The sequence below is a fragment of the Micromonospora sp. C41 genome (assembly GCF_018070485.1).
GTDB lineage: Bacteria > Actinomycetota > Actinomycetes > Mycobacteriales > Micromonosporaceae > Micromonospora > Micromonospora chalcea.
Genome location: NZ_JAGPXP010000029.1, coordinates 68231 through 80232, shown reverse-complemented (window position 1 = coordinate 80232; position 12002 = coordinate 68231). Strand labels below are relative to the sequence as shown.

Below are 12002 nucleotides of genomic sequence, written 5' to 3'. Positions count from 1 at the left end.
GGGGCGGCAGCTCCGGCGCGTGCAGCTCCCAGCCGGTGGTGTCCACCCCCTCCCACGGGTCGACCGGCGTGGCGTGCTCGGGCGAGTCCAACGGCGGCACCGGCGTGGGCTCGGCGGACGCGCCCCAGCGGGGCCGGCTCGGCGCCGGTGGCGGGACGGCGGCGGAGCCGCTCCAGCGGGGCGCCTCGACGCGGGTGGCGTTCGGTGCGTTCCCAGTCGGGTTCGGGGCGTTGTCCACCCGGGTGGGGTCCGGCGTGGTGGCCGAGGGTGGCTGCGGCGCGGCGTCGATCCGGGTCGGGTCCGGCGTGGTGGTGGCCGCCGGCGGCTGCGGGGCCGCGTCGATCCGGGTCGGGTCCGGCTGGCGGCCCGTGCGGGGAGTGGGGGCGGGTGTGGTCCGGCCCGGCACCGGGGCCGACCCGCGGGCCCGTGGGACCGGCACCTGCGGGACGGTGTCGGTCCCGCCGGCGGCTGTCGCGGTGTTGTCGGCCGGTGTTCCGGCGGTCTCGGCGGGTGTTTCGGCGTCGGTTGCCGGGGCGTCAGCGCTGTCGGCGGGCGTCTCGGTGCCGGCGGCGAGGGCCTCAGCGCTGTCCGTGGCCGTCTCGGTCGCGGCGGACTGGACCTTGGCGGTGGGTGTCTCGGTTCCGGTGGGCTGGACCTTGGCGGTGGGCGTCTCGGTCTCGATGGGCTGGACCTTCTCGGTGGCCTTCTCGGTTCCGGTGGGCTCGACCCTGTCCGTGGGCGTCTCGGGCGCGGTGGCGTCGACCTCGTTCGTGGGCGTCTCGGCCTCGGTGGTCCCCGGCTGCGGGGCCGCGTCGTGCGAAGGCGCGGCGGTGTCCGGCGTGGTGGACGGCCGGCCCTCGGGTGCGGCGGCTCCCGGCGCGGCGGACGGCGACGCCGGAGCGGAGGCGCCGGTGGCGTCCTCGGTGTCGACGGCGGTGGCCGGCTCGATGACGGTCGGCTCCTCGGCCCCGTCGGCCGGCCGGCCCGCCCCCGGCTGCGGCTGCGGCATCGCGGCTATCTCCTCTCGCGCCCGTTGCGAGGTTAGTACCGCCCCGCCACCCAGGACTAATCCCGCCCGCTCACCGGCCCCACTCCGGTGATCAAGGAGTTCGTGTCCGGTGGGAGCGCGGGACAGCCCGCAAACTCCTTGATCAACGCGGCGGACACGGGCGCGGGTGTGGCGGCGGGGACGGCGGGGCGGGGGCACCGCGTACGCTTGGGCATCATGAGTGCCCCGTCCACCACCCCGCGTCCCGCCGCCGCCAACTCGGTCTGGCCTCGGCTGGAGCCGTTGCTGCCGCAGGTGACCAAGCCCATCCAGTACGTGGGTGGAGAGCTGGGCGCGGTGGTCAAGGACTGGGACGCCGCCACCGTCCGGTGGGCGCTGATGTATCCGGACGCGTACGAGGTGGGCCTGCCCAACCAGGGCGTGCAGATCCTGTACGAGGTGCTCAACGAGCTGCCCGACGTGCTGGCCGAGCGGACGTACGCGGTCTGGCCGGACCTGGAGAAGCTGATGCGCGCCCACGGCGTGCCGCAGTTCACCGTCGACGCCCACCGCCCGGTGCGTGACTTCGACGTGTTCGGCGTCTCGTTCTCCACCGAGCTGGGCTACACCAACCTGCTCACCGCGATCGACCTGGCCGGCATCCCGCTGCTCGCGGCCGACCGCACCGACGCCGACCCGGTGATCGTGGCCGGCGGGCACGCCGCGTTCAACCCGGAGCCGATCGCCGACTTCGTCGACGCCGCGGTGCTCGGCGACGGCGAGGAGGCGGTGCTGGAGATCACCGCCATCGTGCGGGAGTGGAAGGCCGAGGGCTCCCCGGGCGGCCGGGACGAGCTGCTGCTGCGGCTGGCCCGGACCGAGAGCGTCTACGTGCCGCGCTTCTACGACGTCGACTACCTGCCCGACGGCCGCATCCAGCGGGTCGTGCCGAACCGCCCGGACGTGCCGTTCCGGGTGCACAAGCGCACGACGATGGACCTGGACGCCTGGCCGTACCCGAAGAAGCCCCTGGTCCCGCTCGCCGAGACGGTCCACGAGCGGTACGCGGTGGAGATCTTCCGGGGCTGCACCCGGGGCTGCCGGTTCTGCCAGGCCGGCATGATCACCCGTCCGGTGCGGGAGCGCTCGATCACCACCGTCGGCCAGATGGTCAAGGAAGGGCTGGAGTTCTCCGGCTTCCACGAGGTCGGCCTGCTGTCGCTGTCGTCGGCCGACCACTCGGAGATCGGCGACATGTGCTCCGGCCTGGCCGAGCAGTACGCCGGCACGAACGTCTCGCTGTCACTGCCCTCGACCCGGGTGGACGCGTTCAACATCGACCTGGCCCAGGAACTGTCCCGCAACGGGCGGCGGACCGGTCTGACGTTCGCCCCGGAGGGCGGGTCGGAGCGGATCCGCAAGGTGATCAACAAGATGGTGTCGAAGGAAGACCTCATCCGCACCGTGGTCACCGCGTACTCCAACGGCTGGCGGCAGGTGAAGCTCTACTTCATGTGCGGCCTGCCCACCGAGACCGACGAGGACGTCCTGGAGATCGCCGACATGGCGCACGAGGTGATCCGGGCCGGCCGCGCCGCCACCGGGTCCAAGGACATCCGCTGCACGGTCTCCATCGGCGGTTTCGTGCCCAAGCCGCACACCCCGTTCCAGTGGGCCTCGATGGAGCGGCCGGAGGTCATCGACGGCCGGCTCAAGCTGCTCAAGCAGGCGATCAACAGCGACCGGTCGCTGGGCCGGGCGATCGGCTTCCGCTACCACGACGGCGAGCCGTCGCTGATCGAGGGCCTGCTGTCCCGGGGCGACCGCCGGGTCGGCGCGGTGATCCGCAAGGTCTGGGAGAACGGCGGCCGGTTCGACGGCTGGAGCGAGCACTTCTCGTACCAGCGCTGGGTGGACGCCGCCGCCGAGGTGCTGCCGGCGTACGGCGTGGACCTCGACTGGTACACCACCCGCGAGCGCGAGGAACTGGAGGTCCTGCCCTGGGACCACCTCGACTCCGGCCTGGACAAGGACTGGCTCTGGCAGGACTGGCAGGACTCGCTGTCGGAGTACGAGCAGGACGACTGCCGCTGGACGCCCTGCTTCGACTGCGGCGTGTGCCCGTCCATGGACACCGAGATCCAGATCGGCCCGACCGGCCGCAAGCTGCTGCCGCTCACCCCGGTCAATGGACTGAAGCTGCCCGCCGCCGCCCAGGGCTGAGGCGCGGACCGTACCGGAGCGCGGGAACCCGACCGGGTTCCCGCGCTCCGTCGTCCTTCCGGGCGACCGCGCGCGTGCGCGGGGTGGGGCTGCCCCGACTGGTGCATCCTCGATACGCTGCGTCCGTAATGGACCGGCCAGGGCCGGTAGCGGGGAGGACAGCAGGCATGGGCATCAATCCGCCGGATACCGGCGATCTGCACGTCAGCGTCGAGGACCTGGACGCCGCGGCGGAGTACGTCGAGCGCCTCAAGCAGTACGTCGACGACACCATCGGCTACGAGATGGAACGCATCAAGGAGCGGATGAAGGGCGACAGCGGCAACGCGCAGACGGTGCCCAACGGCACCCCGTTCGGCGCGTACGAGGACGCCCGGATGCAGTGGGCGGCGCTGACCAGGTCCACGGCCAGCATGGAGGCCCACCTCAAGGCCATCTCCATGAAGCTGGCCGGCCTGAAGCAGGGCACGCAGGACATCGCCAAGGCGTTCCGCGACGCCGAGGCCCGCAACGCCGCGAACGGCAAGGACATCGAGCGGCTGCTGGAGACCGCGGCCCCGCCGCCGGACGCCGGGCAGCAGCCCACCTACCCGTACACGGCCTGAGGGGGAGACGGTCATGGCAGGAGGCACCTGGGAGCGCTGCGTCCGTGAGGTGACGCTCTCGGCGGATCCGGAGACCGTGGGTTCGGTCGGCGCGGGCTGGCGCAACCTGTCCACCGCGCTCGGCCATCTGCGTGACTCGCTGGTCGGCCGCTCGTTCGTCGGCCCGATCGCGCCCGGCCAGGAGCGCCCGCACACCGGCGGTCTCCCCGGGCTGCTCGCCGGCTGGCAGGGCAGCGGCGGCGACGCGTACCGCGAACACCTGGGCGAGATCGGCAAGGAGATCGAGGAGCTCATCACGCACGCGAGCAACGTCAGTGGCGCGCTGTCGCGGATCGAGGGCGACATCCGTACGGCGGTGGCGAGCATCCCGATCCCGCTGATGGACAACTTCGGCTGGAACGAGTGGAGCCTGCCCGGCGGCACCGAGCTGGACGACGCGCGCGACGGCGAGAGCCAGTCCGGCTTCCTCGCCGCCCTGCGCAGCGACTACCAGTCCAACCAGGCGCTCTACGCCGACGGCGCGTTCCGCGACAAGGCCGACGATCTCGAAGCCACCATGAAGATCGACGGCAACGCCAACGACCAGAAGCGCGGCGGCTGGTGGGACACCAAGTCCCACCTGGACAACTGGTACCGCGACAACCAGCAGGCGGCCAACAAGGCGATGTCGCCGCTGCCGGCCGCGGTCGAGGCCGAGCGTCCCAAGCTGGTCGTACCCCAGCCCGACGGCCGGCTCGACGACGGCTACCGCGCGGATCCCCGCGTACCCCCGTCCGGAGTGCCCGGCGGTGGGCTGCCCGGCGGCGGTGGCGGCGGTGCCGGTGGTGGCGGCGGCGGGATGCCCTCGCTGGGCAGCACCGGCATCGGCGGCGGCGGTGGCGGTGTCGGCGGTGGCGGCTCGTTCACGCCCCCGCCGACCACCGGCGTGCCCGAGTTCGGTGGCGGCGGTCCCGGCGGCGGCTCGTACACCCCGCCCGGCACCGGCCTGCCCGGCGCCGGCGCCCCGGGTTCCGGCAGTCCCGACTACGGCACCGGCCTGGCCGGCGCGGGTGGGCCGGGCACGATCACCCCAGGCGGTCCGGGCAGCACCCTCGGCGGTGGCGGCGCCGGACTGAGCACCGGCGCCGGCTTCGGTGGCGGTGGCGGTGGTGCCGGGCTGGGTTCGGCGGGCGGCATCGGTGGCGGTGGCCTCGGCGCGGCCGGTGGCATGGGCGTGGGCGCGCTGCCCGGCATGGTCGGCGGCGGCAACGGCAAGGTGCCCCCGCTGACCAGCGCGGCCGGCGCGCTGCGGGCGGCGGCGGGCGCGGGGCCGGGAGGCGCGGGCGCGGCCGGCGCGCGTGGTGGCCTGGCCGGCGCGGGCATGATGGGCGGCGGGATGATGGGCGGCCACGGCGGCGCCGGGCATGGCGGCGGCGGTGGCGACCACTCGTCGTGGTTGACTGAGGACGACGATCCGTGGGGCGCCGGTGACGGTGCGTCCCCGGGCATCCTGCGATGAGGACGGACGGATGACGGTGCACGTCGGCGCGTTCCGGCCGGTGGTGGCCGCGCTGGCGGCCGGGCTGATGGTGCTGGGGGCCGCGCAGCCCGCGGTCGGCGCTCCCCGCCGGGCCGAGCAGTGGTACCTCGACGAGCTGCGGATCGACCGGGCACACCAGATCTCCACCGGGCGTGGTGTCGTGGTCGGAGTGGTCGACAGCGGCGCCGACGCCGGCCACCCGGACCTGCGCGGCCGGCTCCTGGCCGGGCGCAGCACGTTCGACTCCGGCGACGGCCGGCGCGACCCGGACGGCCACGGCACCCACATGGCCGGGATCATCGCGGCGAACGGGACCGGGGTGGTCGGCGTCGCGCCGGACGCCCGGATCCTGCCCATCCGCACTCCGTCCGGCGACAAGGGCGCCGACGCGGGCAACTCCGCGACCGGCATCCGGATGGCGGTGGACGGCGGCGCGAAGGTGCTCAACCTGTCCTACGGGCACGCCGGTGCCGTCGACGAGGGCGAAGAGGCGGCGATCCGGTACGCGCTGGAACGCGACGTGGTCGTGGTGGCCGCCGCCGGCAACGTCCGCAAGCTCGGCCCGGACATCGCCTCGCCCGCGAAGATCCCCGGCGTGATCGCGGTGACCGGCACGACCCGGGGCGGCGGCTTCTGGCCCGGCTCGGCCCAGGGCCCGGAGGCGGTGGTCGCCGCTCCGGGGGACGAGGTCTACAACATCGGACCCGACCGGGGGTACGGCTGGGGCGACGGCACGTCCGACTCCACGGCCATCGTCGCCGGTGTGGCGGCGCTGATCAGGTCGAAGTTCCCCCGGCTCTCCGCACCCGACGTGATCAACCGGATCATCCGTACCGCCCGGGACGCCGGCCCGCCCGGCCGCGACCCGCAGTTCGGCTTCGGCCGGATCGACCCGGTGGCGGCGCTCACCGCCGACGTGCCGTCGGTGTCGGCGAACCCGCTGCTCGGCGCCGCCCCGGCCAGCGCGTCCGCGCCACCGGCCGCGGCCGAGGACGAAGACTTCGACGTGACCGACTACGGCGACCGGGGCGGCCCCACCGACCAGCAGGTCATGGTGATCGGCATCGGCATCGCCGTGGCGCTGGTGGTGCTGTTGGCGCTCGTGGTGTTCCTGATCTGGAACCGCCGCCGGCACCGGCGCGAGCTGGCGCGCGCCGCCGACATCCCGGACGAGGCGCTCGACCGGATGCCCGACCAGGGCCCGCCGGTCCCGGCCGGCCATCCCGCCGGCTACGGCCCGCCGCCCGGCTACGGCCCACCCGGCGGCCCTTCGTCGCCCGGCGCCTACGCCCGCCCGGGCACGTCACCGCACCCTGGCGCCCCGTCCCAGCCGGACGGATACCCGCCCAAGGGCACCCACCCCCAGCCCGGCCCCGGCGCCTACCCACCCCCGGCCCAGCCCACCCCGCCCCCCGACAACCGCTCCTGACCCCGCCCAACCTCTCCCGGCCCTCCGGCCCACCCCGTCGATCATGAGGTTGGCGGCGATGTCGATCTCCAATTCCGCCGCCAACTTCATGATCGCCGGCCCTTGTCGGCCCGACCCGGCAGGCCGGGTGGGGTGATCAAGGGGTTTGGGGTCTCGGGGGCGTGGGAGCTGGACGTGAACTCCTTGATCACGGCGGGGGCGGGCGGGGGTTTGGGGCGGTTTGGGGTGGGTGGGGTGGCCCCGGGTGTGGGGCACCGTGGGTGCTGCGCCAGGATGGGACCGATACGCAGGCACAGCCGAGGAGCTCACGATCGCCAGAAAGCCTCAACCCGAGGGCGGCCAGGCCCCCGTCGTCCAGCGGGTCCGTATCCGGTACGCCAAGCGGGGACCGCTGCGTTTCACCTCGCACCGGGACTTCGCCCGGGCCTTCGAGCGCGCGCTGCGCCGGGCCGGCGTGCCGATCGCCTTCTCCCAGGGCTTCACCCCACACCCCAAGATCTCGTACGCCTCGGCGGCGCCCACAGGTGTGGCCAGCGAGGCGGAGTACCTGGAGATCGGGCTGCGTGAGCCGGTCGACCCGGCGCGGCTGCGCGAGGCCCTCGACGCCGCGCTCTCGCCCGGACTCGACGTGCTCGACGCGGTGGAGGCCACCGGCGGCAGCCTCGCCGACCGGATCGAGGCGTCGTACTGGCGGATCGAGCTGCCCGAGGTCGACCCGAAGGTGCTGGCGGGGGCCGTGGCAGCCTTCACCGCCGCCGAGGAGGTCCTGGTCGAGCGGATGACCAAGCAGGGGCGGCGTACGTTCGACGCCCGTGCGGCAGTGGTGTCCATCGATGTGGTGTCTCCGTCTGAGACGCCTTCCGAAGCGGCGGCCGTACCGTGTGCGATACTCGAACTGGTCGTGCGGCAGGTCACCCCGTCCGTTCGGCCCGATGACGTCCTGTCCGGCCTCCGTGCGGTGGCCGCCCTGGAGCCGCCGGTCACCCCGAAGGTGATTCGGCTGGCGCAGGGCACGCTGACCGCGCAGGGCGAGATCGTCGATCCGTTGGAAGCGGATCGCGACGGGGCAACCATCGGAGAGCGCTGACCGTCGGTCAACGCTCTGGCAGGCAGACTTCGGCGGTCGCGCGTTTGCGCGCCCGGCGGAAACACCTTTGCGGCAACCCTGCGTGGCAGCGCTCACCCGCGCCCGGGGCAGCCAGAACTGGAGAACGTCCATGCTCGAGAACGAGCCCGAGGGCGGCGAACGGACCGGCGCAGAGCCGACCGGGACGCCCGCCGACAACGCCGCCACCGCCTCTGGCAGCGCCGCGAGCGCGGCCTCCGCCAGCGCCCAGGGTGCCGCCTCCGGCAGCGCCGACGACGGCACCGCCCAGGGCGTCACCAGTGCGGAAGGCGCCACCGCTGAAGGCGTCGCCGCCCTGGAGGGCGTCGCCGAGACCAAGCCGCCGGCCCGTAAGCGGGCCAGCCGTCGCAAGGCCGCCCCGCTGAACCAGGCGGAGCAGACCGACGCGCCGGTCGAGGCGTCCACCGCGGCGACCGGCAGCGGCGAGTCGCCGCAGGCCGAGGTGCTCGCACCGATCGCCGGAGAGCTGGACACCGCGCCCAAGACCACCCGGCGGCGTCGTAAGGCGACCCCGGCGAAGGCGGTCGAGGAACCGGTGGCCGCGGCGGGTGTGGAGGCCGCCTCGGAGGAGGTCGTGCCGCCGGTCAAGGTGACCCGGACCCGTCGTCGCAAGGCCACGCCGCCGGCTGCCGAGACCGTCGCGCCGGACGAGACCGCCACCGGCGGGCAGACGGCCACGGACGGGGTGATCGACGGGCCGGTCTCCGCGCCCGGGGGCGATCTGATCGCCGAGGGCCGCGCCGACATCGACGGTGCCGAGGCCACCGCGCCGGGCCAGGCCGGCGTCGCGGAGAGCACGGGTACCGCCGGGCGGTCCCGCACCCGCCGCCGCGCCGCCACCGCCGACAAGGCCGCCTCCGGGGACACGGCCACCGCCACCGGCGACAAGGCCGCCACCGGGGATGCTGCCACCACCGGCGGGAGCGGGGCCACCGCCGGTGACAAGGCGATCGCCGGCCTCGGCGAGGACGTCGAGGACGAGGACGCCGAGGCCGGGACCGTCGAGGACGCGAGCGCCGCGGGTGCGCGTACCCACGAGGTCGACCTGGCCCGCAGCGGCGGCCCGGCGGACGCGACGGGCGTCGTGTCGACGGGCGCCGCCGTGCCGCGCGTGGACGAGGAGCCGGCCGAGCCGACGCCGCCCACCACCCGGCGGCGTCGTGCCGCGCTCTCCGCGCCGACCGTCCTGTTCATGGCGCCGCAGCCCGACGAGGCGCCCGCCGTCCAGGTCACGTACCCGGCGGCGGAGGAGCCGATCGAGGAAGCGGTCGAGACCGGCCGGCGCCGCCGTCGCGCCCGCCGGGAGGTCGAGCCGGTCGAGGCCGAGGCCGAGCCGGAGGTCGTCGAGGAGGAGCCGGCCGCCGAGGCCGAGGAGTCCGCCGAGATCGACGAGGACGACGAGACGGCCGCCGGCCGGCGGCGGCGTCGCCGGGGTCGCCGGGGCCGGGGCCGGGGCAAGGGTGGCGCCGACGAGGCCGACGACGAGGACGTCGAGGAGCCCGCCGCGGCCGAGACCGCCGAGGACGAGACCGAGGAGTCCGCCGAGGACGAGGAGCCCGACGGCGAGGGGATGACCCGCCGCCGTCGCCGCCGTCGCCGCCGCGGCGCGGGGGAGGCGGACACCGCCGCCGAGGACGGCGTGCCCACCGTCGTCAAGATCCGTGAGCCGCGCAAGCCGGTCGACGAGGTGCAGGGCGTCTCCGGCTCGACCCGGCTGGAGGCCAAGCGGCAGCGCCGCCGGGACGGCCGCGAGCAGCGGCGTACCCGGCCGCCGATCCTGAGCGAGTCGGAGTTCCTGGCCCGCCGTGAGGCGGTCGACCGGGTGATGGTGGTCCGCCAGCGCGGCGACCGCACCCAGATCGCCGTGCTCGAGGACGGCGTGCTGGTCGAGCACTACGTGACCCGCAACTCGTCCGCCACCATGGCCGGCAACGTCTACCTGGGCAAGGTCCAGAACGTGCTGCCGAGCATGGAGGCCGCCTTCGTCGACATCGGGCGCGGGCGCAACGCGGTGCTGTACGCCGGCGAGGTCAACTGGGACGCCACCGGCCTGGAGGGCCGGGCGCGCTCGATCGAGCAGGCGCTGCGCTCCGGCGACTCGGTGCTCGTGCAGGTGACCAAGGACCCGATCGGGCACAAGGGCGCGCGGCTGACCAGTCACATCGCGCTCTCCGGCCGGCACCTGGTCTACGTGCCGAACGGCAACGCCTCCGGCATCAGCCGCAAGCTGCCCGACACCGAGCGTAAGCGGCTGCGGGACGCGCTGAAGAAGCTGGTGCCGGACGGCGCCGGGGTGATCGTCCGGACCGCGGCCGAGGGCGCCAGCGAGGACGAGCTGGCGCGTGACGTCAAGCGGCTGCAGGCGCAGTGGGAGGACATCCAGGCCAAGGCGACCGAGGGCGGCGCCCCGGTGCTGCTCTACGAGGAGCCGGACCTGGTCATCCGCGTGGTCCGGGACCTCTTCAACGAGGACTTCCGCGAGCTGGTCATCGAGGGCGAGTCCGCGTACGACCTGGTCGAGTCGTACCTGTCGCACGTCTCGCCGGACCTGGTGGCGCGGCTGCGCCGGCACGCCGGGGTGGCGGACGTGTTCGCCGAGTACCGGATCGACGAGCAGATCCTCAAGGGGCTGGACCGGAAGGTCTTCCTCCCCTCCGGCGGCTCGCTGGTGATCGACCGCACCGAGGCGATGACCGTCATCGACGTCAACACCGGCAAGTACACCGGCTCCGGCGGCAACCTGGAGGAGACGGTCACCCGCAACAACCTGGAGGCGGCCGAGGAGATCGTGCGTCAGCTGCGGCTGCGCGACCTCGGCGGCATCGTGGTGATCGACTTCATCGACATGGTGCTGGAGTCGAACCGGGAGCTGGTGCTGCGCCGGCTCACCGAGTGCCTGGGCCGGGACCGCACCAAGCACCAGGTCACCGAGATCACCTCGCTCGGCCTGGTGCAGATGACCCGTAAGCGCATCGGCGCGGGCCTGCTGGAGGCGTTCAGCGAGACCTGCGAGTGCTGCAAGGGCCGGGGCGTGATCATTCACACCGAGCCGGTGCCGGAGAAGCCGCGCGGCGGCGCGGGCGAGAAGGTCAAGGCGGTCGCCTCGGCGGTCGCCGCGCCGGCCGAGGAGAAGAGCGGCCGACGCCGGGGCCGCAAGGCCGCCGCGGAGAAGCCGGCCGTGGAGGCCGTACCGGAGCAACCGGCCGCGCAGCCGCAGGCCGCCACCGAGCCGCCCGCTGCGGTCGCGCCGCCGGAGCGGACCGTCGCCGAGGTGGTCGAGACCGACGACGACTACTACGACACCCAGGGCTACGACCTGTCCCGGTTCGAGACGGACACGCCCGCCGCCCCGGCGGTTGCGGACAGCCAGGAGGGCGACTCGGCCCGGCTGGCCGCCGCCGACGACCCGGACGCGATCGGTGACGGCGACAGCGACGACGACAGCGGCGCCCCGCGCCGGCGGACCCGCCGTGGCGGCGCCCGGCGGCGTACCCGGCCGTAGGGCACTGACCTGCGCGAACAGGGCCCCCGATCCACGCCTGGCGTGTGGCGCGGGGGCCCTGTCGTGCCGGTGGGCCGCGCGGAAGAGCCGCCTACCGGCAGCCCGGTTTGGGGAGCGGGCCGGGTATGGCGTAGGCTTGCCTGCGGCGCACTTTGGTGTGCCGAGTTCCCGCGTGCCCGCGCCGCCGGTGTCACGGCTCCCGGCGAGACGCCGTGGGAACGACCGCCGACGGTGTGACAACCGGCAGCGGTGGAACAGACGCCAGCAGCCTCAACGACAGGGAGTCCGCCTCCGATGTACGCGATCGTCAAGACCGGCGGCAAGCAGTACAAGGTCGCCGAGGGCGACGTGATCGAGGTCGAGAAGCTCGCCGGTGCCCCCGGCGACGCGGTGAAGCTCACCGCGGTGCTCCTCGTCGACGGTGACGACCTGGTGACCGACGCGGCGAAGCTCGCCAAGGTCGCGGTGTCCGGCGAGATCGCCGCGCACACCAAGGGCCCGAAGATCCGGATCCACAAGTTCAAGAACAAGACCGGCTACCACAAGCGCCAGGGTCACCGCCAGCCGCTGACCCAGGTCAAGGTGACCGGCATCTCCAGCGGGAAGTAGG

General features: G+C 74.3%; 7 protein-coding genes and 1 pseudogene. 7 read left to right on the top strand and 1 reads right to left on the bottom strand.

What is annotated here, in order from left to right:
• Positions 1-1009, bottom strand: a pseudogene (locus tag KBX43_RS25515) (hypothetical protein); the annotation flags it as partial.
• A gap of 216 nt (positions 1010-1225) precedes the next feature.
• Here KBX43_RS25515 and KBX43_RS25510 point away from each other — a divergent pair.
• From KBX43_RS25510 to rplU, 7 genes are all read left to right on the top strand, one after another.
• The gene (locus KBX43_RS25510; protein WP_043328969.1) at positions 1226-3211 is read left to right on the top strand and encodes a TIGR03960 family B12-binding radical SAM protein; all 1986 of its coding nucleotides are present in this window, start codon (positions 1226-1228) and stop codon (positions 3209-3211) included.
• Positions 3212-3378: 167 nt separating this feature from the next.
• The gene (locus KBX43_RS25505) at positions 3379-3816 is read left to right on the top strand and encodes a hypothetical protein (protein WP_030503083.1); all 438 of its coding nucleotides are present in this window, start codon (positions 3379-3381) and stop codon (positions 3814-3816) included.
• 13 nt (positions 3817-3829) lie between these two features.
• Complete coding sequence (locus KBX43_RS25500; RefSeq protein WP_210887450.1) at positions 3830-5314, top strand: hypothetical protein; 1485 nt, start codon at positions 3830-3832, stop codon at positions 5312-5314.
• Positions 5315-5324: 10 nt separating this feature from the next.
• Entirely contained in the window at positions 5325-6764 is a 1440-nt protein-coding gene (mycP, locus tag KBX43_RS25495; RefSeq protein WP_210887446.1) for a type VII secretion-associated serine protease mycosin, read from the top strand.
• A gap of 367 nt (positions 6765-7131) precedes the next feature.
• Positions 7132-7851, top strand: coding sequence for a TIGR03936 family radical SAM-associated protein (locus KBX43_RS25490; protein ID WP_083296969.1), 720 nt, complete (start codon positions 7132-7134; stop codon positions 7849-7851).
• Positions 7852-7981: 130 nt separating this feature from the next.
• Positions 7982-11392 carry a ribonuclease E/G gene (locus tag KBX43_RS25485; RefSeq protein WP_210887443.1) on the top strand — a complete coding sequence of 1137 codons (3411 nt, stop codon included), beginning with the start codon at positions 7982-7984 and terminating at the stop codon, positions 11390-11392.
• A gap of 294 nt (positions 11393-11686) precedes the next feature.
• Positions 11687-12001, top strand: coding sequence for a 50S ribosomal protein L21 (gene rplU, locus KBX43_RS25480; protein WP_018787289.1), 315 nt, complete (start codon positions 11687-11689; stop codon positions 11999-12001).
• Position 12002: the final 1 nt, after the last annotated feature.